The 26,347-nt window shown below is 59.0% G+C and carries 25 protein-coding genes and 2 tRNA genes; 19 read left to right on the top strand and 8 right to left on the bottom strand.

The window, feature by feature from the left end:
* Positions 1 to 39: 39 nt before the first annotated feature.
* Positions 40 to 2,274 carry a primosomal protein N' gene (locus LL947_RS12245; protein ID WP_499833368.1) on the bottom strand — a complete coding sequence of 745 codons (2,235 nt, stop codon included), beginning with the start codon at positions 2,272 to 2,274 and terminating at the stop codon, positions 40 to 42.
* 145 nt (positions 2,275 to 2,419) lie between these two features.
* Here LL947_RS12245 and rpmE point away from each other — a divergent pair, with 145 nt between their 5' ends.
* Both rpmE and LL947_RS12235 read left to right on the top strand, forming a co-directional pair.
* Entirely contained in the window at positions 2,420 to 2,635 is a 216-nt protein-coding gene (gene rpmE / locus LL947_RS12240; protein WP_290821730.1) for a 50S ribosomal protein L31, read from the top strand.
* Between the two features lie 224 nt (positions 2,636 to 2,859).
* On the top strand, positions 2,860 to 4,131 hold the full coding sequence (locus tag LL947_RS12235) for a malic enzyme-like NAD(P)-binding protein (protein ID WP_499833367.1): 1,272 nt from the start codon (positions 2,860 to 2,862) through the stop codon (positions 4,129 to 4,131).
* Positions 4,132 to 4,164: 33 nt separating this feature from the next.
* Here LL947_RS12235 and LL947_RS12230 read toward each other — a convergent pair whose 3' ends face one another.
* On the bottom strand, positions 4,165 to 5,025 hold the full coding sequence (locus tag LL947_RS12230) for an acyl-CoA thioesterase (protein WP_499833366.1): 861 nt from the start codon (positions 5,023 to 5,025) through the stop codon (positions 4,165 to 4,167).
* Between the two features lie 141 nt (positions 5,026 to 5,166).
* Here LL947_RS12230 and tadA point away from each other — a divergent pair, with 141 nt between their 5' ends.
* On the top strand, positions 5,167 to 5,619 hold the full coding sequence (tadA, locus tag LL947_RS12225; RefSeq protein ID WP_404414251.1) for a tRNA adenosine(34) deaminase TadA: 453 nt from the start codon (positions 5,167 to 5,169) through the stop codon (positions 5,617 to 5,619).
* Here the strand turns inward: tadA and mltF (LL947_RS12220) are convergent.
* Entirely contained in the window at positions 5,603 to 7,114 is a 1,512-nt protein-coding gene (gene mltF / locus LL947_RS12220; protein WP_499833365.1) for a membrane-bound lytic murein transglycosylase MltF, read from the bottom strand. The genes tadA and mltF (LL947_RS12220) overlap by 17 nt on opposite strands.
* Before the next feature lie 164 nt (positions 7,115 to 7,278).
* On the opposite strand from mltF (LL947_RS12220), the gene purL reads away from it, so the two are divergent.
* The 11 genes from purL to LL947_RS12165 all read left to right on the top strand — a co-directional run bounded on the left by purL (position 7,279) and on the right by LL947_RS12165 (position 16,919).
* Positions 7,279 to 11,226, top strand: a complete 3,948-nt coding sequence (purL, locus tag LL947_RS12215; protein ID WP_499833364.1) for a phosphoribosylformylglycinamidine synthase — start codon at positions 7,279 to 7,281, stop codon at positions 11,224 to 11,226.
* Positions 11,227 to 11,358: 132 nt separating this feature from the next.
* Positions 11,359 to 11,589 (top strand): type II toxin-antitoxin system VapB family antitoxin, encoded by a 231-nt coding sequence (gene vapB / locus LL947_RS12210; RefSeq protein WP_404414246.1) that lies wholly within the window; start codon positions 11,359 to 11,361, stop codon positions 11,587 to 11,589.
* Positions 11,590 to 11,597: 8 nt separating this feature from the next.
* Positions 11,598 to 11,999: a type II toxin-antitoxin system VapC family toxin gene (locus LL947_RS12205; protein WP_499833363.1), complete on the top strand. Its 402-nt coding sequence runs from the start codon at positions 11,598 to 11,600 to the stop codon at positions 11,997 to 11,999.
* A gap of 1 nt (position 12,000) precedes the next feature.
* Positions 12,001 to 13,779, top strand: a complete 1,779-nt coding sequence (radD, locus tag LL947_RS12200) for a DNA repair helicase RadD (RefSeq protein WP_499833361.1) — start codon at positions 12,001 to 12,003, stop codon at positions 13,777 to 13,779.
* A 26-nt stretch (positions 13,780 to 13,805) separates the two neighbouring features.
* On the top strand, positions 13,806 to 13,931 hold the full coding sequence (locus tag LL947_RS12195) for a hypothetical protein (protein WP_404414240.1): 126 nt from the start codon (positions 13,806 to 13,808) through the stop codon (positions 13,929 to 13,931).
* Entirely contained in the window at positions 13,915 to 14,163 is a 249-nt protein-coding gene (locus tag LL947_RS12190) for a DUF2442 domain-containing protein (RefSeq protein ID WP_499833359.1), read from the top strand. Before LL947_RS12195 ends, LL947_RS12190 begins: the two co-directional genes overlap by 17 nt.
* Before the next feature lie 59 nt (positions 14,164 to 14,222).
* Positions 14,223 to 15,071 carry a segregation and condensation protein A gene (locus LL947_RS12185; protein ID WP_499833357.1) on the top strand — a complete coding sequence of 283 codons (849 nt, stop codon included), beginning with the start codon at positions 14,223 to 14,225 and terminating at the stop codon, positions 15,069 to 15,071.
* Positions 15,068 to 15,826 carry an SMC-Scp complex subunit ScpB gene (gene scpB, locus LL947_RS12180; protein WP_290821717.1) on the top strand — a complete coding sequence of 253 codons (759 nt, stop codon included), beginning with the start codon at positions 15,068 to 15,070 and terminating at the stop codon, positions 15,824 to 15,826. Before LL947_RS12185 ends, scpB begins: the two co-directional genes overlap by 4 nt.
* The gene (gene rluB, locus LL947_RS12175; RefSeq protein WP_499833355.1) at positions 15,804 to 16,673 is read left to right on the top strand and encodes a 23S rRNA pseudouridine(2605) synthase RluB; all 870 of its coding nucleotides are present in this window, start codon (positions 15,804 to 15,806) and stop codon (positions 16,671 to 16,673) included. The genes scpB and rluB overlap by 23 nt, the downstream gene beginning before the upstream one ends.
* A gap of 80 nt (positions 16,674 to 16,753) precedes the next feature.
* Positions 16,754 to 16,829: transfer RNA gene (locus LL947_RS12170), tRNA-Lys, on the top strand.
* Between the two features lie 14 nt (positions 16,830 to 16,843).
* A tRNA-Lys gene (locus tag LL947_RS12165) sits at positions 16,844 to 16,919 on the top strand.
* Positions 16,920 to 17,059: 140 nt separating this feature from the next.
* Here the strand turns inward: LL947_RS12165 and LL947_RS12160 are convergent.
* The 3 genes from LL947_RS12160 to mltF (LL947_RS12150) form a co-directional block, all read right to left on the bottom strand.
* Complete coding sequence (locus tag LL947_RS12160; RefSeq protein ID WP_499833354.1) at positions 17,060 to 17,329, bottom strand: BrnA antitoxin family protein; 270 nt, start codon at positions 17,327 to 17,329, stop codon at positions 17,060 to 17,062.
* The gene (locus LL947_RS12155; protein WP_499833353.1) at positions 17,307 to 17,582 is read right to left on the bottom strand and encodes a BrnT family toxin; all 276 of its coding nucleotides are present in this window, start codon (positions 17,580 to 17,582) and stop codon (positions 17,307 to 17,309) included. Before LL947_RS12155 ends, LL947_RS12160 begins: the two co-directional genes overlap by 23 nt.
* Positions 17,583 to 17,735: 153 nt before the next feature.
* Positions 17,736 to 19,118, bottom strand: coding sequence for a membrane-bound lytic murein transglycosylase MltF (mltF, locus tag LL947_RS12150; RefSeq protein ID WP_499833352.1), 1,383 nt, complete (start codon positions 19,116 to 19,118; stop codon positions 17,736 to 17,738).
* Positions 19,119 to 19,410: 292 nt separating this feature from the next.
* Between mltF (LL947_RS12150) and LL947_RS12145 the strand changes: the two genes are divergently transcribed.
* From LL947_RS12145 to nadA, 3 genes are all read left to right on the top strand, one after another.
* Positions 19,411 to 19,926 carry a molybdopterin-dependent oxidoreductase gene (locus LL947_RS12145; protein WP_404414234.1) on the top strand — a complete coding sequence of 172 codons (516 nt, stop codon included), beginning with the start codon at positions 19,411 to 19,413 and terminating at the stop codon, positions 19,924 to 19,926.
* Positions 19,923 to 21,047, top strand: a complete 1,125-nt coding sequence (locus LL947_RS12140; protein WP_499833351.1) for a GGDEF domain-containing protein — start codon at positions 19,923 to 19,925, stop codon at positions 21,045 to 21,047. Before LL947_RS12145 ends, LL947_RS12140 begins: the two co-directional genes overlap by 4 nt.
* A 261-nt stretch (positions 21,048 to 21,308) precedes the next feature.
* Positions 21,309 to 22,337: a quinolinate synthase NadA gene (gene nadA, locus LL947_RS12135; RefSeq protein WP_404414230.1), complete on the top strand. Its 1,029-nt coding sequence runs from the start codon at positions 21,309 to 21,311 to the stop codon at positions 22,335 to 22,337.
* Positions 22,338 to 22,434: 97 nt separating this feature from the next.
* Here nadA and LL947_RS12130 read toward each other — a convergent pair whose 3' ends face one another.
* The gene (locus LL947_RS12130; RefSeq protein WP_499833350.1) at positions 22,435 to 23,907 is read right to left on the bottom strand and encodes a M48 family metalloprotease; all 1,473 of its coding nucleotides are present in this window, start codon (positions 23,905 to 23,907) and stop codon (positions 22,435 to 22,437) included.
* Between the two features lie 176 nt (positions 23,908 to 24,083).
* On the opposite strand from LL947_RS12130, the gene LL947_RS12125 reads away from it, so the two are divergent.
* Both LL947_RS12125 and LL947_RS12120 read left to right on the top strand, forming a co-directional pair.
* The gene (locus LL947_RS12125) at positions 24,084 to 24,362 is read left to right on the top strand and encodes a sulfurtransferase TusA family protein (protein WP_499833349.1); all 279 of its coding nucleotides are present in this window, start codon (positions 24,084 to 24,086) and stop codon (positions 24,360 to 24,362) included.
* Positions 24,359 to 25,462: an AI-2E family transporter gene (locus tag LL947_RS12120; RefSeq protein ID WP_290821701.1), complete on the top strand. Its 1,104-nt coding sequence runs from the start codon at positions 24,359 to 24,361 to the stop codon at positions 25,460 to 25,462. The genes LL947_RS12125 and LL947_RS12120 overlap by 4 nt, the downstream gene beginning before the upstream one ends.
* A 63-nt stretch (positions 25,463 to 25,525) precedes the next feature.
* On the opposite strand, the gene LL947_RS12115 is transcribed toward LL947_RS12120, so the two are convergent.
* Positions 25,526 to 26,002, bottom strand: coding sequence for a peroxiredoxin (locus tag LL947_RS12115; protein WP_290821698.1), 477 nt, complete (start codon positions 26,000 to 26,002; stop codon positions 25,526 to 25,528).
* Positions 26,003 to 26,347: the final 345 nt, after the last annotated feature.

Here is a 26,347-nt window from a genome sequence, read left to right as displayed (position 1 = left end):
TGTGGGTGACTTTCAAACATCATCCCACGATCAGGTCGGCTAGCTGAGCGTTTGCGGGTCAATATCCAGTGACCAGCGCACCCGGCGAGCCTCGCGGTTATTTTCCAGCCAGTACACCAGAAAGCGGGCAGCCTGGTGCAGGTGGCTGCGCTTGGCTGCACTTAACATCACATGCAGGTGGTAGCGGTTCTGGCGGCGCTCCATGGGGGCGGGTATCGGTCCCAGGCAGCGCACCTGAACAGGCTGGGTCTCGAGCCAGTCGCGTACCTGCTGGGCGGCCTCGCTGACCAGCTGTGTGGCAGCCTCGGCCTGGGGGCTTTCTACCCGTAACAGGGCCATAAAGCTGAAGGGCGGCAGCTGGGCGCTGCGTCGTTCGGCGAGCAAGTGGCGCGCCAGGGCGGCGTAGCCGTGTGCGGCCAACTGGTTAAGGTGAGGGTCATCCGGGTGCAGGGTTTGCACCAGCACACGGCCTGGGTCGGCGGCGCGACCCGCGCGTCCGGCTACTTGCTCCAACAGCTGGGCACTATGCTCCAGGGCGCGGAAGTCTGCTGCATACAGGCCGCCATCGGCATTGATGACCACGACCAGGGTGACGTGGGGCAGGTGGTGGCCCTTGGCCAGCATCTGGGTGCCCACCAGCAGGCAGGGGTCGCCGCGGGAGACGTCTTTCATGATCTGCTCAAAGCTGTCCTTGCGCCGGGTACTGTCGCGGTCGATGCGATGAATATCAGCCTTGGGAAACAGGCCCTGCAGCGTCTCCTCGGTGCGTTCGGTACCGCTGCCCAGGGCGCGCAGATCGCCGCTGGCGCATTCCGGGCAGGCAGGAGGCAATGCCCGGCGGGCATCGCAATGGTGGCAGGCCAAAAGCGGTGGCTGGCGGTGCAGCGTCATGCGGGCATCACATTGATGGCACTCGGCCACCCAGCCACAGGCGTGGCAGGCCAGGGTGGGCGCAAAACCGCGCCGGTTGATGAACACCAGCACCTGCTTGCCCGCTTCGAGGGTCTGCCTGATCGCCTTGATGGTGCCCGGCAGCAGGCCACCTCGGCAAGGCTGATGGCGGAGATCGTTCAGCTCCAGGCGAGCGGGGGCATGGCGGCTGGCCCGCTGGGTCAGCGTCAGGTGCCGGTAGACCCCCTGTAATGCCTGATGGAGGCTTTCCAGTGACGGGGTGGCACTGCCCAGCAATACCGGTATGCGATGATGGTGAGCGCGTGCAACGGCCAGATCCCTGGCGTGGTAGCGCAGGCCGTCCTGCTGCTTGTAGGAGCCATCATGTTCTTCGTCGACGATGATCGCCCCGGGGCGAGCCAGGGGGGTGAAAATGGCTGAGCGAGTGCCGATGATAATCAGCGCACGGCCACCTGCAGCGGCTTCCCAGACATCCAGACGCTCCGGGTCGGTCAGCCCGGAGTGCAGCGCCAGCACCGGCACATTGAAGCGTTGGCGAAAGCGCGCCAGAGTCTGGGGCGTCAGGCCAATTTCGGGGATCAGGACCAGGGCCTGTCGGCCCTTGCTGACAACGGCGTCAATCAGTTGCAGGTAGACCTCGGTCTTGCCGCTGCCGGTCACGCCTTCCAGCAGGCAGGGGTGAAAGTCATCCAGCTTTTCGTGCAGGGCGGCCAGGGCCACCGCCTGCTCGCGATTAAGGGGCAATGCCGGATTGGCCAGTGGTTGCTGAGTGTGCGCAGGGGTTGCCGCCGTCAGGGCCTGGGTGGTTGAGGTAATCAACCCCTTGTGGGCCAGGCGGTTGAGGGTATCCTGGGTAAAACCATGAGCGCTGATCACCCGACTGGCCAGGCCATTGGGGTGCTGGCCCAGCAGGTCCCAGAGTGCTGCCTGGCGGCGGGCTCTGCCAAAGTCATGTTGCTCGGCGGCATCGGCACTGCGTTTCCAGAGCGTCTGGGTTCGCCCGGCCATGGGGTGGCCCTGACGTAATCTCGCCGGCATGGCGTTGGCCAGCGTATCGCCCAGGCTGTGCTGATAATAGCGGGCGGTAAAATGGCACAGCCACAGCCAGTCGGCGGGTAGTGGTGTGTCATCCAGCACCTCATGAATACACTTCAGCTGCTCTCTGGGGAGCTCGCTGTGGTGGGCCAGTTCAACAATCACGCCCACCACATGACGGCGCCCGAAAGGAACGCTAACCCGCAGCCCTTCCTGCCAGCCCTCTGTGGGTGGCGTGGCTGACGGCAGATAATCAAACAGCCGGCGCAGCGGCGAGGGCAGTGCCACACGCAGCACGGGTGCCGATAAAAGAGGTGAACGCGGCAATTGGCCTCCGGCGTCAGGTTTGCTAAGATATGCGACCGCCTGAGAATAGAAAGCTCTGGCGGCTTGACCGGTTAATCGATTTCAAACCCGTATGCGGTGCCTGGCAAGTGATCAGGTGGCGGCATACAGCTTCGCGAGGCTTAAGATGAAACAAGGTATTCACCCGAATTACAACACGGTAACGGCAAGCTGTTCTTGCGGTGCCAGCTTTCAGGTCGGCTCAACGTCCGGGCATGACTTTTCTCTGGACGTGTGCTCTAACTGCCACCCCTTCTATACCGGCAAGCAGAAGCAGGCAACCACCGGTGGCCGTGTAGAACGCTTCAACAAGCGTTTTGGTGCTGCCGTAAAACGCGGCTGATCAGCGCTCAACCGCGTTATGGCAGATGCCCCTGCGTGTGGCATAACCCGCTTTTCATCAGACCCTCAGCCCATGGCTGGGGGTTTTTTGCTATCGGGTGTCAACTTGAGGCAATGACGGTTTTTCTATATTCTCCAATGCCTGTTTTGCGTTGTCAGTAACGTTATACGCATGTTGCTGTTGCCGTGCCGACGCCCTCTAAGCCTTCAATCGGACCTCTCATCATGACGGATGCCTTCAAGCAGGATGCTCTGGATTATCACGCTAAACCTGTCCCCGGAAAACTCTCGGTCGAGTTGACAAAGCCTGCGGCCACCGCGCGCGATCTGGCGCTGGCCTATAGCCCGGGCGTGGCCGAACCGGTGCGTGAAATCGCTCGCGACCCGGAGAATGTATTCCGCTATACGGGTAAAGGCAACCTGGTCGCGGTGATTTCGAATGGCAGTGCGATCCTGGGCTTGGGTGACCTGGGGCCGCTGGCCAGCAAACCGGTGATGGAAGGCAAGGGGGTGCTGTTCAAGCGGTTTGCCGGTATCAACTCGGTGGATGTGGAAGTTGACGCGGAAACGCCCCAGGCCTTCATTGACACCGTCGCGCGGATTGCCGGCACCTGGGGGGGTATCAACCTTGAGGACATCAAGGCGCCTGAATGCTTTGACATCGAGAGAACCCTGATTGAGCGCTGTGAGGTGCCAGTCTTTCATGATGACCAGCATGGCACCGCCATTGTCACGGCGGCCGGGATGCTGAATGCGCTGGAGATTGCCGGTAAGCGAATCGAGGATGTCAGGATTGTCTGCATGGGGGCCGGTGCCGCAGCGATTGCCTGTATGCGCCTGTTGGTTGCCTGCGGCGCACAGCGGGAAAATCTGGTGATGCTGGATCGCCGGGGCGTTATCCATGCCGATCGCGAAGAGATCAATGCCTACAAGGCTGAGTTTGCCCGAGATACGGGTATGCGTACCCTCGACGACGCCATTGACGGCGCGGATGTATTTATCGGGCTTTCCGGCCCCGGGCTGCTGTCGGCCGAGCAGGTCACGATGATGGCGCCAGATCCGGTGATTTTCGCCTGCACCAACCCGGATCCAGAGATCCATCCTGAGGTGGCCCGTGATGCCCGCCCGGATGTGATCATGGCCACCGGGCGTTCCGATTACCCGAACCAGGTCAATAACGTGCTCGGCTTCCCGTTCATCTTCCGGGGGGCCCTGGATGTTCGCGCGACCCGGATCAATGAAGCCATGAAACTGGCCGCCGTTCACGCCCTCAAAGACCTGGCCCACGAGCCGGTGCCCCAGGCCGTGCTGGAGGCCTATGAACGGGATTCAATGCATTTCGGGCGAGACTACATCATTCCCACACCGGTGGATGTCCGCCTGCTGGACAGGGTCTCGGCGGCGGTGGCTCAGGCAGCGGTGGATTCAGGGGTGGCCCGCAAACCGTATCCCGCCCACTATCCGCTGGAGAGCGTCAACGACGTCTACGGTGCCTGACGGTTTGCGAGCGTTAATTCTCAGCGATAAACCTCAGCGTACAGGTGCATCGTGCAGGCGCATCAAGCCTTCCTGAGCCGTGGAGGCGACCAATTGCCCCTGGTGATGGTAGATCTGGCCGCGCGCCAGGCCACGGGCGCCGCCTGTCCAGGGAGAATCGGTGGTGTATAGCAGCCATTCATCCAGTCGAACGTCCTGATGTAGCCAGAGGGCATGATCAAGGCTGGCGATCTGCAGTCGGGGGTCTTTATAGTCAATCCTGTGTGGCAGCAAGCCGGTGGTCAACAGGTTGAAATCCGACACGTAGGCGAGCAGATGGCGGTGCAGGGCCGGCTCTTCGGCCAGTTGGCCCGCCAGGCGAAACCACAGCTGTTGATGGGCAGGCGCCTGACGGGCGTCGCTGCGCGAAAGATAGACGAACTCGATAGGGTGGCCCGGGAAGCGGCTATGCTGCGCCTTGCCGCTGGCAAGCAGCGCCTCGGCAGTGGGCACGTCCGGCATCGGGCTATGATGAGCCAGCGGATTGGGTTCCGGCGTCTGAAAGGAGGCACTGCAGAAGAAGATGGGCCGACCTTTCTGGATGGCCGTCACTCGGCGGGTAGTGAAACTGCCGCCGTCACGCACCTTGTCAACCTGGTAGACCACGGGGCGGTGAGGGTCACCGGGGCGCAGGAAATAGCCATGCTGGGAGTGCGGCTGGCGATCTGTCGGTACCGTCATGCTGGCGGCTGCCAGGGCTTGCCCAAGCACCTGGCCACCATACAGTTGAGGAAACCCCAGGTCCTGGCTCTGACCACGAAAAAGGGTCTCTTCCAGGGGCTCCAGGGACATCAGGCTGACAAGCTTGTCGAGTGATGCTTGTGTTGATAGACCGGTGCGAGGCGAGTCAGTCATAGTGGTATATCCTGTCAGGCATTGCTGTTGAATCATGTCAGTTGAGATGGGCTGTTACTGACGAAGTCATGACGACATCAATCGTAGCGTCCACAGTCTCTATCATACGTTCGTTTGTCTACCATAGCGGAGTTTGATGCCATGCGCAGCGATGAATTCTATATGCACCGGGCGCTTGATCAGGCCCACCTGGCGTTTGAGGCAGGTGAAGTGCCGGTGGGAGCAGTGGTCGTCTCGGCAGATGGGGAGGTCCTGGCTTGCGCTTACAATGCGCCCGTATCCGGCTGTGATCCCAGCGCCCATGCGGAAATCCTGGCCCTGCGCGCCGCCGGACAGACCGCCGGTAACTATCGGCTGGAAGGCGCCACCCTGTACGTTACCCTGGAACCCTGCATGATGTGTACCGGTGCCATGGTGCATGCACGCATTGCTCGTCTGGTGTATGCCACTGCTGAACCGCGCACCGGCATGGTGGAGTCAAAAGCCAACCTGTTGGCACAACCCTGGTTTAACCACACCATTGAGGTAAGCGGCGGTGTCCTGGCCGTTCCCGCCAGGCGGCTGCTGAAACGCTTTTTCAGCGAACGTCGCTAGGCGGCTCCAGCGACGGCATCATCTCAAGGTCCAATCCGGACGCATCGTCAATGCTTGTCTGTTCCAGTTGGAAAAACTGCTCCCGGCTGCGCTCAACGTAATCCAGCATTTCGTAATAACGGCGGATATTGCGTACGTAGATCACCGGCTCGCCGCCGCGGGCATAGCCGTGGCGTGTCTTGCTATGCCACTCGCGGTGCTGCAGTAGAGGCAGGGATTCGCGTACGTCTACCCAAAGATCCGGGTTCCCACCGCGCATGTCGGTGATCTTGCGGGCATCGTAAAGATGGCCAAGCCCCACGTTGTAAGCGGCCATGGCCATATAGAGACGGTCTTCACCGGTGATGCTTTCCGGCAGCCTGTCCATTACGTGGCGCAGGTAGCGCGAGCCACCATCAATGCTTTGTGCCGGGTCGCGCCGGTTGCTGATGTTCATGTCCTTGGCCGTCGCGTTGGTCAGCATCATCAAGCCGCGCACCCCGGTGGGGGAGACCGCATCCGGGTCCCAGTGAGACTCCTGATAACCCAGCGCCGCCAGCAGTTTCCAGTCAAAGCCGGTTTGCTGGGCAGCCTGTTTGAAAAGCTCGGTGTATTGTGGCAGCCGAGAATCAAGGTGTGACAGAAAGGTGCGCGTACCGACATATTCCAGATAGTCATCGTGGCCAAAGTGGCGGGTGATCAATGCCTCCAGTTCACCGTTGTCATGTAGTGCGCGGATAAAGTCGTTGGCGGCATCAATCAGCTCCAGGCCTCGGCCGCTGGGTAGCGCCCACACCATGGACACTGGCTCACCCAGCAGAAAACCGCGCTCGACGTCAGGGAAGAACAAGCGGTTGACACGAAACTGGTGATCAAAAATAACCGCGGCATCCAGGCTGCCGCTCTGGATACTGGCGAGCAGGTCGGCAACCTCAATCTCACTGGAGGCCTTCCAGGTGAGGTCCGGATATTGCTGCTTCAAACGCTGAAGAGCCGCCGTCAATCCTGATCCATTCAGGGTGCCGACGTTGAGGTCAGCCAGGTCAGCCACGGAATCAATCCCGTTCAGCCCACGGCGGTAAACCACCAGCGGCTGCATCTCGATGATCGGGTGGGTATATTGAATGCCTTGAGTGTCAGGCGTGAGCGGTAGGCCCGCCGCACCAATATCGCCTCGTGCACGAACGGCTGGCAGGATGCTGTCCAGGTGGTGGTTGGCGTCCAGGTTGAGGCTGACCCCCAGGCGCTCGGCAAAGCGGCGCATCAGTTCATACTCGAACCCTGTCGGACCATGCCGGCCTTCGTAATAGGTGGTGGGCGAAGTGCGGGTATGAAAGGTCACAAAGTCGCGACTTTTAACCAGTGTCAGGTGCTCATTCCCGGCAGTTGAAGAAAAGGGAGGCAGGAATACAGACACGTTCGAAACCGCGGGAATCATTACCAACAGTAAGGCGCTCGAAAGTGCCAGGCACAGGCGATAAAATAATGTCATGGGCGAGTGTATGCGAGTCAGCATGGCCGCTTTCGAATGTCTATCATGGGCACACGATACCCAGCTCCCGCCAGGCTGTCACCAACTTGATTTCGTATGCCCTCTGCTTTCCAGTATCATAGCGTCAAATGCCGCCAAGCGGCGCCAGTGTTTCCTGCTTGCAACTCCTGCTTTAGAGGCTCCAAGATATGCTCGAACTGCGCGGCTCGTCAGCCCTTTCTGCCTTCCGTCATGCGCGTTTATTGGCCTTGCTTAAGGCGCACGCGCCTGAGGTCGAGGCGTTATCGGCCGATTATGTTCACTTTGTTGATCATCGCACTGAGCTTTCGCCTGCTACGCATGAACGCCTGGAAAAGCTGCTCGACTATGGCCACTCCCAGACCTCTACCGAAAGGCCGACGCTGACTGACGGGGCGGCGCGCTTTCTGGTGGTGCCGCGTATCGGTACCCAGTCTCCCTGGTCCTCCAAGGCCACGGATATTGCCCATAACTGCGGGTTGGATGACATTGCCCGCATCGAACGGGGTATTGATTACCGCCTGAAATTCAGCGCCACACCGGATGAGGCGACCTTTGCGGCACTGACGGGGCTGCTCCACGACCGCATGACGGAAACCGTGTTGCATAACGCCAGCGATGCCGCCCAGCTGTTTGCCCGGCATGACCCGGCGCCGCTGGGCAAGGTGGATGTTCTCGACGGTGGGCGTGAAGCGCTGGCTAGCGCCAACGTTGAACTGGGCCTGGCGCTGGCCGAGGATGAAGTCGACTATCTGGTCGACGCCTTCCGCGAGCTGGCGCGTAACCCGACCGACGTTGAGTTGATGATGTTTGCCCAGGCCAACTCGGAACATTGTCGTCATAAGATCTTCAATGCTGACTGGGTGATCGACGCTGCTGAACAGCCCTATTCGCTGTTCAAGATGATCAAGAATACCTTTGCCTCCTCGCCGGAAAACATCCTTTCCGCCTACAGTGATAACGCGGCCGTGATCAAGGGCAGCCAGGCCGGACGGTTTTTCCCTGCGCCCCTCACTGGCGCTGACAGCCAGCAGGCCCGGTACGCTACCCACCAGGAGCCCATCCATATCCTGATGAAGGTGGAAACGCATAACCACCCGACGGCGATTGCACCTTTCCCTGGCGCGGCGACGGGCTCCGGCGGTGAGATCCGCGATGAAGGCGCCACCGGTATTGGTGGCAAGCCAAAAGCCGGCCTGTCGGGTTTTAGCGTCTCCAATCTGCGCATTCCAGAGTTTGTTCAGCCCTGGGAAGCGTTCGATTACGGCAAGCCTGAGCGCATGCAATCGGCGTTTCAGATCATGCTGGACGGCCCGATTGGCGGTGCCGCCTTCAATAACGAATTTGGCCGCCCCAACCTGACCGGCTACTTTCGCACTTATGAGCAGGAATCGCTCAATGACGGCGGCATCGAGCGGCGTGGTTTCCACAAGCCGATCATGCTGGCGGGGGGCTATGGCAATATCCGCGCCCAGCACGTCCAGAAAGGCGATATCCCGGTGGGCGGCAAGCTGATTGTGATGGGTGGCCCAGCCATGCTGATTGGCCTGGGCGGCGGCGCGGCATCGTCCATGGCTTCGGGGGTTTCCAGCGCTGATCTGGATTTTGCCTCGGTGCAGCGCGAAAACCCGGAAATCGAGCGCCGGGCTCAGGAAGTGATTGACCGCTGCTGGGCGCTGGGCGACCACAACCCGATTCGCTTTATTCATGATGTGGGCGCCGGCGGGCTGTCCAACGCCCTGCCGGAGCTGGTCAAGGACGCTGGCCGTGGCGGGCGCTTTGACATTCGTGCCGTGCCCAACGCTGAGCCGGGCATGAGCCCGCTGGAAATCTGGTGTAACGAAGCCCAGGAACGCTATGTACTGGCAGTGGCGGCAGAAGATCTCGATACCTTCGATGCCCTCTGCCAGCGGGAGCGTTGCCCTTACGCCGTGGTCGGCGAGGCGCTGGAACAGCATCATCTGGAAGTGCGCGATGGTCACTTCGAGAGCCAGCCGGTAGATCTGCCGATGAGCGTGCTGTTCGGTAAGGCGCCCAAAATGCTGCGTGAATTCAAGCGCAAGACGCCTGAACTCTCGGCTTTGATGCTGGATAACCTGGACCTGCGTGAGGCCATGGACCGCGTCCTGCGCCTGCCCACCGTGGCATCCAAGAGCTTTCTGATCACCATCGGCGACCGCTCGATTACCGGCCAGGTGGCGCGTGATCAGATGGTGGGGCCCTGGCAGGTGCCGGTCGCCGATGTGGCGGTCACCACAGCCAGTTTCGATACGCTTGCCGGCGAGGCCATGGCCATGGGCGAGCGCCCGCCGGTGGCGCTGATTAACCCGGCCGCCAGTGCCCGTCTGGCGGTAGCGGAGGCGATCACCAACCTGGCGGCCGCCCCGATTGCCAAGCTGGGGGATATCAAGCTGTCTGCCAACTGGATGAGTGCCGCCAATCACCCAGGGGAAAACCAGGCGCTCTTTGATGCGGTGCATGCCGTGGGGATGGAGTTGTGCCCGGCACTGGGCATTGCCATTCCGGTGGGCAAGGATTCCATGTCGATGCGCACGGCCTGGCAGGACACCGATGCCAAAGGCGAGGTGGAAGACAAAAGTGTGACGTCACCGCTCTCCTTGGTGGTGACCGGCTTTGCCCCGGTGACCGACGCCATGGCCACGCTGACGCCAGAAATCAATCTGGCGCAGGAGGAGTCCGATCTCATCCTGATCGACCTGGGCAACGGCCAGAACCGTATTGGCGGCTCGGCGCTGGCGCAGGTCTATGGCCAGGTGGGTAATGAATGCCCGGACGTGGACGACCCGGAAGACCTCAAGGCGTTCTTCGAGGTGATTCAGGGGCTGAATCGGGATGGCAAACTTCTGGCCTATCACGACCGCAGTGACGGTGGTCTTTTGGTGACTCTGCTGGAAATGGCCTTTGCGGCCCATGCCGGGCTGGAGATCAAGCTCGACTGGTTGATCGACGAGCCGGTTGAAGCTTTTAATGCGCTGTTTGCCGAAGAGCTTGGCGCGGTGATTCAGGTCAGCCGCGCCGATACAGAAGCCGTACTGACCCAGTTTGCCATGGCAGGCATCGAAACCTGCGGCGTGATTGCCCGTCCGCGTTACGACGATCAGGTGCGAGTGACCCTGTTTGAAACGCCGCTGCTCGAAACTACCCGCCAGCTGGCCCAGCGTACCTGGTCGGAAACCAGCTACCGCATGCAGGCACTGCGCGATAATCCGGAGTGTGCCAAGAACGAGTTTGATAACCTGCTGGATGCCCGTGATCCCGGTCTTTCAGCCACGCCCAGCTTTGATATCAACGACGACATCGCCGCCCCCTTTATCAACACCACCCGGCCAGCGATGGCCGTACTGCGTGAACAGGGCGTCAACGGCCAGGTTGAAATGGCCTGGGCCTTTGACAAAGCCGGCTTCAATGCGGTGGATGTGCACATGAGTGACATCCTGGCCGGTCGGGTGACGCTCGAGGACTTCAATGGCCTGGTGGCTTGCGGCGGTTTTTCCTATGGCGACGTGCTGGGCGCCGGCGGCGGCTGGGCAAAATCGGTGCTGTTCAACGCGCGCGCGCGGGAGCAGTTTGCCGCCTTTTTCAAGCGTGACGACCGCTTTGCTCTGGGGGTATGTAACGGCTGCCAGATGCTGTCTCAGCTCAAAGGGCTGATCCCCGGTGCGGAGGGCTGGCCTGATTTTGTGCGCAATGAATCTGAGCAGTTTGAAGCGCGGGTGGCCATGCTGCGGGTGGAGAAAAGTCCTTCCATCCTGCTGGCCGGGATGGAAGGGTCTCACCTGCCGATTGCGGTGGCTCACGGTGAAGGCCGCGCCGCCTTCCGTGATGCCGCGCACCTGCGCAACATGCAGTCGAGCCGCCAGATAGCGCTGCGCTACATCGACAACTACGGCCAGGTGACCACCCGCTACCCGGCTAACCCCAACGGCTCGCCAGCAGGGATTACCGGCCTGACGACGTCAGATGGCCGCGTGACTATCATGATGCCCCACCCGGAGCGGGTGACCCGTGCGGTGACCAACTCCTGGCGCCCGCCGGAATGGCGTGAAGATGCCCCCTGGCTGCGCATGTTCCGCAACGCCCGGGTCTGGCTCGGCTAACCTATGTCTGTCAGCTACCTTCATAAGGCGACCCCAGGGTCGCCTTTGTTTTGCTATGCTTGGATAGCTGGCCTATGCTAAGCCTATGTCAGCGATGTTTGTGGTGGGCAATAGAAATACCAGGAGGCAGAAATGCGCACAGTATCCATTTTTCGTAACGGCAGTAATCAGGCGGTTCGCTTGCCCAAGGACATGGAGTTTAAAGGCGTGCAGCAGCTGGAAATTATCCAGCAGGGCGACACCATTATCCTGCGTCCGCTGCGCCCAAGTTGGTTAACGCTATGTGAATCCGAAAAAGCGGATAGCGACTTTCTGCAGGACAGAGTGGATGTCATTGGCGACGAGCATCGGTTCACGCCATGAAAGTCTTCATGCTGGATACCTGTATCTGCTCATTTATCATGCGTGAAATGCCGCCGTGCGTTTTACAAAGGCTGGCAGATGAGGCAGCGCAACAGCACCGTATTGTCATTTCAGCGATTACCTATGCTGAAATGCGTTACGGCCAGGTAGGCAAAAAAGCGTCGCCAAAACATCGACAACTGATTGATGCGTTTGTCAGCAGACTTGATGCGGTTGAGCCGTGGAGCAAAGCAGCTGTTGATGCGACCATTGCTGTCAAGCAGCAGTTAGCGGCGCGTGGAACACCCCTAGGTAACAACGATACAGCGATAGCAGGCCATGCGATCGCGCTGGATGTGGTACTCGTGACCAACAATACCCGTGAATTTATCCTTGTTGACGGTCTTATGCTAGAAGACTGGGTGCATTAACGTGACGCTCAGCAGTCCTCCCAGCCTGCGCCCTTATCAGCGTGAAGCGGTAGACCGGGTGGTGGCGCATTTTCGCGCTGGCAGTGACCCTGCAGTGGTGGTGTTGCCCACGGGCAGTGGGAAATCCCTGTTGATTGCCGAGCTGGCGCGAATGGCCCGTGGGCGCGTGTTGGTGCTGGCCCATGTGCGCGAACTGGTAGAGCAGAATCATGCCAAGTATGAGGCGTATGGGCTACAAGCGGATATTTTCAGCGCCGGGCTCAAGCGCAAGCAGGCTGAACGCCAGGTGGTGTTTGGTTCAGTGCAATCGGTGGTACGCCACCTGGAAAGCTTCAGTGATGCGCGCTTTACCCTGCTGGTGATTGATGAATGCCATCGCGTCTCGCCCAATGAAGACGCCAGCTACCGTCAGGTCATCGAGCACCTCAGAATGCACAATCCGCAGCTCAAGATTCTGGGTCTGACCGCCACGCCTTATCGCCTCGGCCAAGGCTTTATCTACTATCGCCATCATCACGGTATGGTGCGTGGCGATGAAGACAGCTTCTTCCGCGATTGTGTGTTTGAGCAGCCGCTGCGTCTGATGGTCAAGCAGCATTATCTGGCAGCACCGGTGCGTCGGGATATGGCGGTGGCGCACTATGATTTTTCTGCCCTCCAGCCGGGCCGCTCAGGGGCGTTCCGCGATGAAGAACTCAATCGGGTGGTGGCGGGTAACCGGGCCACGCCGCAGATCATCGCCGACATCATCCATCACGCCGCCGACCGCCGTGGGGTGATGATTTTTGCCGCCACCGTGGCTCACGCCGAGGAAATACTCGGCTACCTGCCGGCTGAACAGGCCGTCCTGATTACCGGGGCGACAGAGTCACAGGCGCGCACCCGGCTGATTGCGGCCTTCAAGGCTGAACAGCTCAAATACCTGGTGAATGTAGCCGTCTTGACCACCGGTTTTGATGCCCCGCATGTGGATCTGATCGCGATTCTGCGCCCCACTGAATCAGTCAGCCTGTATCAGCAGATTGTCGGGCGTGGGCTGCGCCTTTCGCCCGGTAAAACGGACTGCCTGATTCTCGACTATGCGGGTAACCCCTGGGATCTCTATGCGCCGGAGGTCGGCTCACCCAAACCGGACAGCGACAGCGAGCCGGTGCAGGTAGAATGCCCCGCCTGTGGCCATGCTAACCTCTTCTGGGGCAAGCACGAGGGCGATCTCGTGATCGAGCATTTTGGCCGCCGCTGCCAGGGGCTGATTGAAGAGGACAGCGGCAGGCCGGTGGCCAGGCAGCAATGCGATTTTCGCTTCCGCTTTAAGGTATGCAGCGACTGCGGCGCAGAAAATGACATTGCCGCCCGGCGCTGCCATGGTTGCCAGACCCTGTTGGTGGATGCCGATGACAAACTCAAGGACGCGCTGAAGCTCAAAGATGCCCAGGTGCTGAGGGTCAGTGGCATGCAACTTGAAGCCACCACCAACGGGCGCGGCTTGCCACGTCTGAAAGTGATCTATCATGATGAGGATGGCGCCAGTCTGGCCGAGTGGTTTGCCCTGGAAACCCCGGCTCAGCGCCGCGCCTTTTATGCCGCTTATCTGCGTGATCATCTGCGCGCCCCGGCCTCTGGCTGGCAACCGCTGACAGCGGAGGAAGTGATCTCTGAACAACGCCGTCTGCGCGCCCCGGATTTTGTCATCGGGCGCAAAGTTGGGCGACACGTCCAGATTCGCGATAAACTGTTTGATTACCAAGGCCGCTTTCGCAAGGCAGCCGAGGCTTCATAGAATCACCGTCAGAAGCAAAATTCGGGTTGGCTCCTGAGGTTCAGCTGGCGAGTAACGACGGATTTGATGCGAAACAATTGCGTATTATCACTCAGATGATCATTGAACACTGCAGCTTGTTGGAGGCTTCTTGGCATGACTACTTCTCCTAAAAATGTGACTTTTGACGATAATAACTTCTGGGTGGCTTTAAATGATGGGCGCACCTTAGGGGTGCCGCTGGCTTGGTACCCACGATTACTCAGGGCGACGCCGCAGCAGTTAGCCAGCTATGCGCTAAGCGCACGAGGGATTCATTGGGATGTCCTTGATGAGGACATTTCCATTGAAGGCCTGCTGGCAGGGCAGGGTGATATGACCAAGCACCGTCAGGCGGTTGCCTGAGTCTTCACCGCGATTAAGTGCATGCCATCCTCCATTCATTTCAGAGCCCGCAGACCACTATGGACGCGACGCAGGAAGCGCCCGAGCAGCAGGTGTCACAGACAGTGGCGCGTCTGTTTGATGAGCCGATTAACCAGATGCCGGAAGACCTCTATATTCCACCGGAAGCGCTGCGCGTTTTCCTGGAGGCATTTGAGGGGCCGCTGGACCTGCTTCTGTATCTGATTCGTCGCCAGAATCTGGATATCCTGACCATCAACGTGGCGGCCATCACCCACCAGTACATTGAATACATGGAGCTGATGAAAGCCATGCAGATCGAGCTGGCCGGCGAATATCTGCTGATGGCGGCCATGCTGGCCGAAATCAAATCGCGAACGCTATTGCCGCGCCCACCTAAAGAACAGGACGGCGACGAAGAAGACCCGCGCGCCGAACTGATCCGCCGCCTGCAAGAGTACGAACGCCTCAAGGAAGCGGCAGAATCTCTCGATACCCTGCCACGTATGGGCCGCGACTGGTTCAGTGTGCATGCCGGCTTGCCATCGCTGGAATCCCGGGTGATCCATCCTGAAGTAGAGTTGGACGAGCTTCTGGGGGCCTTGAAAGCCCTGCTTGAACGTGCGGATCTGGCCAAGACGCATAATATCAGCCGTGAAGTGCTGTCAACCCGCGAACGCATGCTGGCGATCATGGACCAGTTACATCAGGCTCCTGGCCGCTACACCGACTTTGAAGCATTATTCACGCTTGAAGAAGGTCGGGCTGGCGTGGTGGTGACGTTCATGGCCATCCTGGAGCTATCCAAGGAGGCGATGATCGATATTGTCCAGAATGCGCCGCTATCCCCCATTCATGTGCGAGCCCGCGACTACCAGGATGGTGCCTATGACGAGGAGCCTGCATGAGTGACGTCTCGACAACGCTGGATGATATTCTTGAGGCGGCGTTGTTGGCTGCCGGTGAGCCCCTCTCGCTGGAACGCCTGGAAACGCTGTTTCGTGATGCTGAATGCCCGCCACGCAACGAGCTCAGGCAATCGCTATCACGCCTGGGCGAGCGCCATTCCCGCGGCGCGCTGGAGCTTCTGGAAACTGCCTCAGGCTATCAGTTGCGCATTCGCCCCAGGCTGTCGCCCTGGGTATCGCGGCTATGGGATGAGCGCCCCCAGCGTTATTCCCGAGCGTTATTGGAAACCCTGGCGTTGATTGCCTATCGCCAACCGGTCACCCGGGCTGATATTGAAGAGGTGCGCGGGGTAGCGGTCAGTACCACCATCATGCGGACCCTGACCGAGCGGGGCTGGATTCGCGTGGTGGGTCATCGAGACGTACCCGGTCGGCCGGCCGTGTTGGCGACGACACGCACCTTTCTGGATGATTTTGGCCTTAAAACCCTGGACGCCCTGCCCCCCATGCATGAGCTGATGGCCGAAAGTGACGCGGCGCTGCTGGACGCCGACGCCAAAACGGTGCAGGATGCGCCACCTGAGACGGCAGAGACTGCCGACCCACACGCCGAGACGGCGTTAACCCAGCCGCTGAGCTTTGCCGATCTGGAAGCACGGCTAGCGGCACGCGAGCAGCCTCAGCCACAAAGCGAGCTGCCCGCGCAGAACGAGAGAACGAGGTCAGATGACCATGAGTCAGAATCATACGAATAACGCCCCCAGCGGTGAAAAGCTCCAGAAAGTGCTGGCGCGCGCCGGTCTGGGGTCACGCCGCGAAATGGAAAAAGCCATTACTGATGGCCGCGTCCGCGTCAACAACCAGGTCGCTACCCTGGGTGACCGTATTGAAACCCAGGACAGGGTCACCTTTGACGAGCGCCCGATCACCCTGATGGCCGAAGATGACGTACCGCGCCGGGTCATCATGTACAACAAGCCAGAAGGCGAGCTGTGTACCCGCAAGGATCCGGAAGGGCGGCGCACCGTCTTTGATCGTCTGCCGCGCCTGAAAGGTGAGCGCTGGATTGCGATTGGGCGTCTGGACATCAATACCAGCGGCCTCTTGCTGTTCACAACGGATGGCGAGCTGGCCAACCGGCTGATGCATCCGTCCACCCAAGTTGAGCGTGAATACGCGGTTCGCGTGATGGGTGACGTCAAGAAAGAGCACCTCGTAGCCATGGTGGATGGCGTCATGCTGGAAGATGGCCCGGCGCGTTTCACCGATGTGCAGGAATTTGGCGGCGAAGGCATCAACACCTGGTTTCACGTGGTGATTCTGGAAGGCCGCAACCGTGAAGTGCGCCGCCTCTGGGAGTCCCAGGAGCTGACGGTCAGCCGGCTCAAGCGCGTCCGTTACGGCAATATCTTCCTCGACAAGCGCGCAAAGGCTGGCGAGTGGGTAGAGCTGACCCAGGCAGAAGTGGATGATCTGGCGACCCTGGCAGCGCTTGAATCGCGCAGGGTGCCTGAGCTGACACCCGATGAGAAAAACCGCTGGAGCCGGGACAGGAACAAGCGGCGCCCGGTGCAGGCCATGCGCAAACCCAAACGGCGCTGAAAATGACAAAAAAGACAGTGCAATAGTGAAAAGTGCTTGCGAATAGCCAGTTGTATCCGTACTATATGCATCCGTTCGGGGGGTCGTTAGCTCAGTTGGTAGAGCAGTTGACTTTTAATCAATTGGTCGTAGGTTCGAATCCTACACGACCCACCAATCGAACCCTGTCAGGGTCGTTAGCTCAGTTGGTAGAGCAGTTGACTTTTAATCAATTGGTCGTAGGTTCGAATCCTACACGACCCACCAGATTCAGCATCGGAACGTGGTTGTTCCTGATGAAAAAAAGCGCCGAAAGGCGCTTTTTTTGTGCGTGTTTGTCAGCAGCTCCCAGTACAAACCATCCTCTCTCTCTGCAACGTGAACCAAGGTGCGAGCTGCCAAGACGGTTAACCTTGTTCATGCTCGCGGATATAGGTTTTAAGTGCCTGATCTATACGCCGCTGCCAACCTTCCCCCTCAGCTTTGAAATGCTCTATCACCTCCGGAGAAAGACGTATGGACGTTTTTACCTTGGTGGGAGCTTGCTGGCGTCCTCTCTGACCTATTGCTCGTTGCAAAGAGACAGGCAGTACCTCACTGATTGGGCGCATATGCTTTACGTCCGCATCGGTTAGCTCCCTGACTTCGCCATCTTTATTCGTTAGTTGCATTTTCATAGCGACGCACCTCTCGCTGGTTCGCTTTTCTCAGGCTAATAACCCGGATGCCATCTGAGATAGGGGTAAAACAAACAACATGGACGCGTTCCCCTATCTTTCCTAAGCCAATAAAGCGTTGTTCAGGATAGTCAAAACGGATGTCTTCCAAAAAAATGGCGCCATTCCAATCAAAGTGTTCTACCGCAGTGAAAGGAAGGCCGCGTTCCTGATCATTTCGAAGGCTTTTATCCGGGTCAAAGTCGATGTTCATAGCTTTTATTGTATGGACAAAAAAATAGCCTTACCAGTTCCATTTATCAAGTTTGCGTGGAAAAAGCGTACTCTTAAAAAAATAGCGCGGCTGGTGGTAATGAAAAACAGTCGTAGCCCAAAGCGTCAACGGCGTTAAACCTCATTGGCGGTATTACTCAAAGGCCGTGGCGATGACATCGCGATAGTTGCGAATGCGTTGCACATAGTGAACCGGCTCGTAGCCACGTGCATAACCGTAACGCGTGTTGGGGTAATAGCGTTTGTCGGCTTTCAGGGGCAGGACAGTCTGCAGATCTTCCCAGGAATCCGGGTCCTTGCCCAGTTCGCGTGCCAGGGTGCGGGCATCCAGCAGGTGGCCGCGGCCAATGTTGTAACTGGCCAGCGCCTGAAACAGGCGGTCGGGTTCCGGAATGCTGTCAGGCAGCCTTGCGTGCCGGTCGGCCAGATAGCGGGCGCCGCCATCAATGGCGGCCGCCGGGTCAAGCCGGTTGGTGACCCCCAGTGATTCAGCCGTGTTCTGGGTGAGCATCATGATGCCGCGCACCCCGGTGGGCGATACCGCCGCTGGGTCCCAGTGTGATTCCTGGTAGGCGAGGGCGGCCAGCAGGTCAGCAGGCATGCCGGTCTTTTCCTCAGCGGCGATGAACTGATCAATGTAAGCAGGCAGGCGTTCCTCAATCCGCCGGTTCAGGGCCCTGAGATCGACAAAGTCAAATTCGCTGATGTAGGCGTAATAGTGGTGGCGCATGTCATCAATGGCCTGCTTGCCCTGTTCGCTGGCCATCCATGCCTGGCTGTTCTCGGCCAGGGCTGCCTGCTGCTGGGGCAGGTACCAGCCAAGTTCGTGCTGAGAGCCTAGCTCAAGGGCAATTTCAAGGCCTGGAAAGTGGCGCCTGACCATCTGCACAATATTGGAGTCGGCGACGGTACAATCCAGGGTCTTTTCGGCCACGGCACTCAGCAGTAACTCTGTGGTGCGCTGATCATCCTGCTCATAGACGATGCCTTCATGCTCGCCGGCCAGTCGGTCAAGGGTTTCGACATAGCTCGAGTCAGCAGTCACCACGATATCAAGGTCAGCCATTTGCGCCGGCGAGCCAGGCATCGGGGCCAGATCGCGATGGCAGACCAGTTGCTCGGTAACCCGGGTGTGTACGGGCCCTTCAGCCAGAATCTCTGAGCGCGAGGGCAGCAGGGTCAGGCCCGCCGCGGCAATGTGGGCGTCGCCCTGGCTGACAGCCTCCAGCACGGCGGATGTCGACGTATGCACTGTCCATTCAAGTTCCCAATCCTGAGCGTCGGCAAAGGCCTTGATCAGGTCATGTTCCGGGCCTGCGGGTTGCTGATGGCGGTCTATAAAGTAAGTTGTCGGGCCGTTGCGGGTTGCCACCTGCAGAATGCCGGTTTCCGACGGGGGCGCCAGTGTCGTCCGGGCAGACGTCTCGCTGGCGTCATCAGAAGAAGTGTTGGAATCACCACACCCATTCAGGGTGGCGAGCAGGGTAAGCCCCGCCAGGGTCAGGGAGAGCCGCATCAAGGTGCCTCCTTTGGCAACAAGCAATGGCGTCTGCATTAACGGGCGGACGAGGCAATGCTATGTGTGCAAAAAGTGCCATAGCCGTTCGCCATCGGACTGGATAATCGTTATGTCGTCGCCATTAAATCCTACCTGCACACGGAATGACTTGAAAGAAACCGCTAATGGATGACAGGGTAAACTGACACGGCTATTGGTGACAGCAACCCTCGCGTTCGAGCGGTGAGTGGCCATCCCTGCTATGCTGCCGTTAGGTTTAATTCACCGTGATACCTTCAGAGCCTTGCCCATGGTTTCCTTATGTTGTCGAGTGTTTGCCGTGCTTGCCCTTACCGCCAGTGTCATGGGGTTAACTGCTCAGGCGGCTGACGTCTCACCCAGCAAGCTTTCTGGTTCGCAGGATGACACTCCCGTTCTTACCCTGCATGGCCCGGAAGAGCGCCGCACCCTCAGCCGCGCTGATATCGAATCCGTGCCGCTGCATGCAACAACGTTGCAGCACTTTGCCGGTCCGCATGGGCGTTTTGCAGGCGTATGGCTGAAAGACCTGATGGCTGCCCAGGGCATTGATGAAACTGCGACGCTGCGTTTTATTGCCCATGATGATTACACCGTTTTCATATCGCCGGAAGATCTTCAGCAACAGGATTACCTGCTGGTTACCCGTCTTGAGGGGGAACCCCTGACGCTGACTGACTTTGGCCCCACCATGCTGATCGTCCCGGCTGAGGCAGAGGCGGTTGAAGCAGGAAAGGCCAGTATGACCCACTGGATCTGGTCGATTCGCGCAATCTTTGTCCAATGAAACGCCGGGAAAGCAAGTCACTGGGCTGGCAGTTAGGGCTGGGTTTCACCCTCCTGGCAGGCACCTGTGCCATTGCCATTGCATTTTATGCCTTTCAGGCTCGTCAGTTTGTGGGCGCTAACTATACGGCGCTGGTTGCTGATGTTGTTCGCCCGCAACTGCATACTGTTCTGTTGCGGACAGCCCTGGAGGATCTACGCGAACACCCCGGCGACCCTGACGCTGCCAGCCGTCTGGACAATCTTTTATGGCGTGTTCCCCGACATGTAGATGGGGTCAGCTTTGGCCTGAATGCCAGTCGTCTTTCCGAATCAGACTATCGTGATTCCCTGGCACGGCTGCAAGATGTTAAACAGCGTCTGCCTGAGATGCAGCAGCAGCTTGATGAGATCGCCTCAGGTGGATCACCTGAAATCTTGCTGCATCAGGGCCAAATGATCGAAAACGATCTGGCCATGGCTTACAGTGATCTGAGTGAGTTGTTGCACTCAGAGGCTGGCGAGCAGCGAATCATCATGGAGCGTCTGGGGCAAACGGTAGCCGTACTGGTGTTTGTGATTCTGCTATTGGTCGCCGGCATCCTGGTGGCCTTGTTAAGGCTCAAGCGTGAGCACCAGAGAGTCATGCACCTCAGCCAGGTGGATGAGCTGACAGGGTTGGGGAATCGCCGCTACCTGTTGAATTTTACCGACAGCCTGTGCCAGCAAAGCCAACGAAATGAACGCCCGCTTAGCTTGGCGCTTCTGGATATTGATCATTTCAAACAGGTGAACGATACCTTCGGTCACCCTGCCGGAGACCGTGTCTTGCAGGTATTTGCCAGAACGTTGCAAGGTGAAATCCGCGGGGCAGATGTTCTGGCCCGCATGGGAGGCGAGGAGTTTTGTGTCTTGATGCCGGATACGGACGCCGATGGCGCCCGTGAGCTGGCAGAGCGCGTGCGCGCTGCAGTCGCGAGCTTGACTCACCTGGAGCTGGGCAGCGCGACATCAATTACGGTCAGCCTTGGCGTCGCCACCGGCTGCCAGAGCGGTCTGGATTTCAAGCATCTTTATGCCCGCGCTGACCAGGCGCTTTACCAGGCTAAAAGCAAGGGGCGTAACCGGGTTGAAACAGGGTAGGTGGGCAGTTATCGATGTAGGACGCCACGCTGACATTTTGCTTGCACAATACAACCGCTTTCTACCAGAATAAGCCTATGTTGTGCTGAACTCAGGCACACCGCGCTGGTATTAATCTGTCCATGATGCCTGCCAGTGCTAAATCGGCAGTGCAGCGCGATAGACGCAAAGCCCTGCCACCCGGGCATGCCGAGTGTGGATGACACTGGGTATGATTGGTTTCAACAGGGGGATTCCCTGTTTGTCACAGTGGTAGACACGATGACGATTATGACTTCTCAGGCAGCGGTGGAAACATCGCTACCCAAAGCTTATTGCCCCACGCAGATTCCCGCGCAGGACCAGGCCCGCGTCGCTGAAATCAAACAGCTTCTCAAGGCGCACAACGCCGTTCTGGTCGCGCATTACTATACCGACGATGCCATTCAGCAGCTGGCAGAGGAGACCGGTGGCTGCGTGGCGGATTCACTTGAAATGGCGCGTTTTGGTGCCCACCACCCTGCAACGACCCTGGTGGTGGCAGGCGTGCGTTTCATGGGCGAAACCGCCAAGATCCTCTCACCCGACAAACGCGTGCTGATGCCCACGCTGGAAGCGACCTGCTCGCTGGATATTGGCTGCCCGGCAGATGAGTTCAGCGCCTTCTGTGATCAGCACCCCGATCGTACCGTGGTGGTCTATGCCAACACCTCCGCAGCGGTGAAGGCGCGGGCAGACTGGGTGGTCACCTCTTCCATTGCGGTTGAGGTCATTGAGCACCTGCAGGCCAGGGGAGAAAAAATTCTCTGGGCGCCGGATAAGCACCTGGGTCGCTATATTCAGAACAAGACAGGCGCCGACATGCTGATGTGGGATGGCGCCTGCATTGTGCACGAAGAGTTCAAGGCCAAGGGGGTCGAGGACCTCAAGCGGCTTCACCCGGAGGCGGCGGTGCTGGTTCACCCGGAATCACCCGAAGGCGTGGTGAATCTGGCGGATGTGGCGGGCTCGACGTCCCAGCTGATAAAGGCCGCGCAGACCCTGCCCAATGACAAGCTGATTGTGGCCACGGATCGGGGTATCTTTTTCAAGATGCAGCAAGCCGTTCCCGACAAAGCCCTGTTTGAGGCGCCCACGGCAGGCAATGGCGCCACCTGCCGCAGCTGTGCCCACTGCCCCTGGATGGCGATGAACGGCCTGGATAATCTGGCCAGCGCCTTGCGCAACGGCAGCGGGGAAGTGCTGGTCAGTAATGCCCTGCGGCGAAAAGCACTCAAGCCTCTGGAGCGCATGCTGAACTTCAAGGCCTGATTGACCCGGGCGGGCATGATGCCATGCCAGACGTATCCATCGGCCACTGCCCGGCAGTGGCCGATGGCTTTCTTACCTCAGTGCCTGCGCTCTCCCCTCAGAATTTGTCCAAAGCTTCCCGATAGTCCATAAAGGCCTCTCTGCGCTGGGCGATGCGGCCCAGCAGATTGTCGTCTCCCTGCTGCTCGGCCGTATCGCGGGCAATGTCCAGCTGTTGTATGCCGCGGTCCACCCGACCGGTCAGCTGCAGGTATTCCGCCCGTGCCAGGTGCCCCCAGCCATTGTGTCCGCTTCTGCCTGCCGCATCGGCCAGCAGGTCAAAGGCGTAGGGAGTCTCGGGGTGCTGGGTGGTGATATCACGTAACTGCGCAAAGGCTGCCTGCGGGTCGCGTTGCAGCTGGGCTTCCGCCATGATCAGTTGCGCCGGCAGGTAGTTGGGTATCAGGCGTAATAGCTGCTGGCTGCGCGAAATGGCGTCATCGTAGCGGCGTGCTTCAAAAGCAACCTCAGCGGCTGAGGCAGGCAGGGCGGTGAAATCGGGATGCTGGCGAGCGAGGCGGTCCATTGCCTGAAGCGCCTGGTCGGTCTGGCCATTCTCGGCCATGATCAGTGCCTCCAGGTAGCGAACGGCATCCGGGTCCGGGTCTTCCTCCTTCAGACGCGTCACGGCGTCCTGGGGATTATTGGCGTGAATATGCAAGAGGGCGCGTCCGCGCATCATGTCGTACAGCAGGCTGTTGTCACGGCGGTGACTGACCTCAAGCCGGGCGGCGCGAGCCTGGGTGTCACTCAGGCGATTGTCAGTGATCGGGTGAGTAAGCAGAAACTCGGGCGGCGTGCTGCCCTGCAGGCGAGCCATGTTGAGCATGTCACGAAACATCCGCACCATGGCTTCGGGGTCATAGCCTGCGTCGGCCAGGGTCTGCAGGCCCACTCTGTCGGCTTCTTCCTCAAAGCGTCTTGAATAGGCCAACTGATCCTGCATGACGGCTGCCTGGGAGCTCATGGCAGCCGCCATACCGGCGTCGCCCGCACCGCTGGCGGCCAATAGCAGGCCGGCCAGCATACCGGCCATGGCGGGCAGCTGGTTCTGTTCTGCGCGCGCACTGCCGCGGGCATAATGACGTTGGGAAAGGTGGCCCATTTCATGGGCCAGAACGGACGCAAAGGCGCCCTCATCAGCGGCAAAGGCAAACAGGCCGGCATTCACGCCAATAATGCCGCCCGGCACCGCAAATGCATTCAAGGAGGGGCTGTCGACCATAATCGTCTGTGCCCTGAGCCCGCCGAGCTGGCTGTAGGGCGCCAGGCGCGCAATCAGTCCATCCAGATAGTAATGGCTGATGGGATCCTGCCACTGCGGCACCTGGGCACGAAACTGGCGAAGCCAGGCCTGACCGAGGCGGATTTCCTCGTTGCTGACCACATCGCTGCTCGAGCGCAGGGTGGGCAGCTGTGTATCGTTTTGCGTCAAACGCTGTGCCACGCTGGCATCGCTGGCAAAAACGCTACTGGCCGTCAGGGTAATGATGCATAGCCAGCGAGTGGTGAAGCAACCAAAGCGTCGCATGATATCCTCTCGGGTGAGCACGGTGGAGACGGTTCTTGGACATGGCTTCAACCGGCAAAGTGCCGTTAAACATGATCAACATAGCCTGATAATCGCAGGAATGCTTCCATGTCGCGCTATCGAATATGTCACAATAACGTGTTATTACAGCTTTTAGGCAAACCTGAGGGGTAAAAATGTCTGATCAGCCAATATTTGAATCCACCGCGTACCCGGTAGCGGATACCACCCTGGATGCCTGTGGCCTGCACTGCCCACTCCCGCTGTTGAAAGCCAAGCAGGCGCTGGCCGGCCTGAGTGACGGGCAGCTTTTGGAGGTGCGCTCGACGGATGCCGGTTCCTGGCGCGATATGGCGTCCTTTACCGAGCAGAGCGATCACACGCTGGAAGCGCGTGAGCAGCGTGACGACGTTTACTACTACTGGATTCGCAAGGCAGGGAGCCGCGCGACATGACCATGCGGACCATTCTGAAAGGCTGGGTGGAACGCTACCTGTCCGACGAGGAAGCGCTGACCTTGCTGCTGGTGCTGGTGGCCGGTTTCGCCGCGATTATATGGCTGGGCCGAATGCTGGCGCCATTTTTGACCGCATTAGTGATCGCGTTTCTGCTGCAGGGCGCCGTCAGCGCCCTGACACGCCGTCACGTCCCGCAGTTGCTCGCTGTGGTGATTGTATTCCTGGCCTTTATCAGCGTGCTGTTAACCATGGCCTTTATTCTGATGCCGCTGATCTGGAATCAGATGGTCGGGCTGGTACAGGAAACGCCACGCATGTTTGCCAGCGGCCAGAGCTGGCTGGATGAATTGCAGTCGCGCTACCCCAACCTGATCACGCCCGACCAGATGCAGAGCTGGATTGGCGTTGCCAGCCGTGAAATCAGCCAGCTGGGTCAGCGTGCCATTACGCTCTCGCTGGCCTCGCTGGGGAATATCATGGCGCTGATCATCTACCTGGTACTGGTGCCCATTCTGGTGTTTTTCATGCTCAAGGACCGTGAAGTGCTGGTGGGATTCACGCTTTCCCTGCTGCCACAAAAGCGCACCTTGCTGACGCGGATCTGGCACGAAATGGATGCCCAGATCGCCAACTATATTCGCGGCAAGTTCATCGAGATCATCATTATTGGCTGTGTGGCGTTTTTCACCTTTACCTTCTTTGGCCTGCCTTACTCGGCCCTGCTGGCGGTGCTGGTTGGCTTCTCCGTGCTGGTGCCTTACATCGGCGCCGCCGTGGCAACGTTGCCAGTGGCCGCAGTGGCAGGCTTTCACTTTGGCATCAGTGATCAGTTTGCCTATGTGTTGATCGCTTACGGTATTATTCAGGCGCTGGATGGCAACGTTCTGGTACCGGTACTGTTTTCGGAAGCGGTCAACCTGCACCCGGTATCGATTATCGTCGCGGTGCTGTTTTTTGGCGGTATCTGGGGGTTCTGGGGGATTTTCTTTGCCATCCCCCTGGCCACGCTGCTCAAGGCCCTGGTGTATGCCTGGCCGCGGGGCCTGCACGAGAGGGAGGCTGAACGCGCAGCGGTAAAAGACTCAGCGCCGCTGTAACAAAGCCCGGTTTCCGGCCGTTCGCGATGACATCACGGCCGGAAACTGCACCTTCAATGGCGCTCAGGTGGCGGCATGCAATGCCTGGGCCGCAGCCAGCACCTCATCCACATGGCCTGGTACCTTGACCCCGCGCCATTCGCTGGCCAGGTTACCCTCGCGATCAATCAGGAAAGTGCTGCGCTCAATGCCCAGATGCTCCTTGCCATAGAGTTTCTTCAGCTTGATCACGTCGAAAAGCTGGCAAAGGCTTTCGTCCTTGTCGGACACCAGCTCAAAATTGAAACCCTGTTTGGCCTTGAAGTTTTCCTGAGCGCGGATGCCATCCCTGGAGACCCCCAGGATAACGGTGTTGGCCGCATCGAACTGTGGTTTGCGGTCACGGAAATCACCGCCTTCAGTGGTGCAGCCGGGAGTGCTGGCTTTGGGGTAAAAATACACCACCACCTGCTGGCCACGCAGTTCAGAGAGTGTCACCGCCTTGTTCCCCGTCGCCTGGGCGGTAAAATCATCAACGGGCTGACCTAAAGTAACCCCCATGCCTGACTCCTTATGTGAGTGAGTGATAAAAAAGCAAGCCTACAACAGATCAAGGTTAATGATACAGACACCCGGCTGGCTGCGGGTGGTGTTGCAGGCTGCAAACGCCTTTGCACGCCTTGAGAACGAGGGTCGTCAATGGGGGGGAGCACTGCCCCTCAGGGTCAAAACACGGTTAGAATGGAACGAATTAGATCAAACGGTTCAAACGTTACGGCTCAGAAGCGCCCAAAAAAACAGTCCATCAGGCGTCAGGCCTGATGTTTTGTGCTGTACACCTTGAAGTCGCCTGAGTACCATTCGAGGTTTATCGGATGGATGTTGTGTATGACTGGCGTTCCTGAG

Source organism: Halomonas sp. BLK-85 (genome assembly GCF_044792155.1).
Lineage (GTDB): Bacteria > Pseudomonadota > Gammaproteobacteria > Pseudomonadales > Halomonadaceae > Vreelandella.
Note: the sequence above shows the minus strand (reverse complement) of the source record. Positions and strands in the feature narration are given on the sequence as shown.

Coding starts and splice junctions, on each gene's coding strand:
- LL947_RS12160 (WP_499833354.1), bottom strand. CDS start 17,329: ATGAAAATGCAACTAACGAATAAAGATGGCGAAGTCAGGGAGCTAACC.
- LL947_RS12145 (WP_404414234.1), top strand. CDS start 19,411: ATGGTTTCCTTATGTTGTCGAGTGTTTGCCGTGCTTGCCCTTACCGCC.
- LL947_RS12235 (WP_499833367.1), top strand. CDS start 2,860: ATGACGGATGCCTTCAAGCAGGATGCTCTGGATTATCACGCTAAACCT.
- LL947_RS12190 (WP_499833359.1), top strand. CDS start 13,915: ATGACTACTTCTCCTAAAAATGTGACTTTTGACGATAATAACTTCTGG.
- rluB (WP_499833355.1), top strand. CDS start 15,804: ATGAGTCAGAATCATACGAATAACGCCCCCAGCGGTGAAAAGCTCCAG.
- LL947_RS12130 (WP_499833350.1), bottom strand. CDS start 23,907: ATGCGACGCTTTGGTTGCTTCACCACTCGCTGGCTATGCATCATTACC.
- LL947_RS12115 (WP_290821698.1), bottom strand. CDS start 26,002: ATGGGGGTTACTTTAGGTCAGCCCGTTGATGATTTTACCGCCCAGGCG.
- mltF (WP_499833352.1), bottom strand. CDS start 19,118: ATGCGGCTCTCCCTGACCCTGGCGGGGCTTACCCTGCTCGCCACCCTG.
- LL947_RS12185 (WP_499833357.1), top strand. CDS start 14,223: ATGGACGCGACGCAGGAAGCGCCCGAGCAGCAGGTGTCACAGACAGTG.
- mltF (WP_499833365.1), bottom strand. CDS start 7,114: ATGCTGACTCGCATACACTCGCCCATGACATTATTTTATCGCCTGTGC.
- LL947_RS12140 (WP_499833351.1), top strand. CDS start 19,923: ATGAAACGCCGGGAAAGCAAGTCACTGGGCTGGCAGTTAGGGCTGGGT.
- LL947_RS12125 (WP_499833349.1), top strand. CDS start 24,084: ATGTCTGATCAGCCAATATTTGAATCCACCGCGTACCCGGTAGCGGAT.
- LL947_RS12205 (WP_499833363.1), top strand. CDS start 11,598: ATGCTGGATACCTGTATCTGCTCATTTATCATGCGTGAAATGCCGCCG.
- vapB (WP_404414246.1), top strand. CDS start 11,359: ATGCGCACAGTATCCATTTTTCGTAACGGCAGTAATCAGGCGGTTCGC.
- tadA (WP_404414251.1), top strand. CDS start 5,167: ATGCGCAGCGATGAATTCTATATGCACCGGGCGCTTGATCAGGCCCAC.
- LL947_RS12230 (WP_499833366.1), bottom strand. CDS start 5,025: ATGACTGACTCGCCTCGCACCGGTCTATCAACACAAGCATCACTCGAC.
- scpB (WP_290821717.1), top strand. CDS start 15,068: ATGAGTGACGTCTCGACAACGCTGGATGATATTCTTGAGGCGGCGTTG.
- purL (WP_499833364.1), top strand. CDS start 7,279: ATGCTCGAACTGCGCGGCTCGTCAGCCCTTTCTGCCTTCCGTCATGCG.
- LL947_RS12120 (WP_290821701.1), top strand. CDS start 24,359: ATGACCATGCGGACCATTCTGAAAGGCTGGGTGGAACGCTACCTGTCC.
- rpmE (WP_290821730.1), top strand. CDS start 2,420: ATGAAACAAGGTATTCACCCGAATTACAACACGGTAACGGCAAGCTGT.
- LL947_RS12155 (WP_499833353.1), bottom strand. CDS start 17,582: ATGAACATCGACTTTGACCCGGATAAAAGCCTTCGAAATGATCAGGAA.
- nadA (WP_404414230.1), top strand. CDS start 21,309: ATGACGATTATGACTTCTCAGGCAGCGGTGGAAACATCGCTACCCAAA.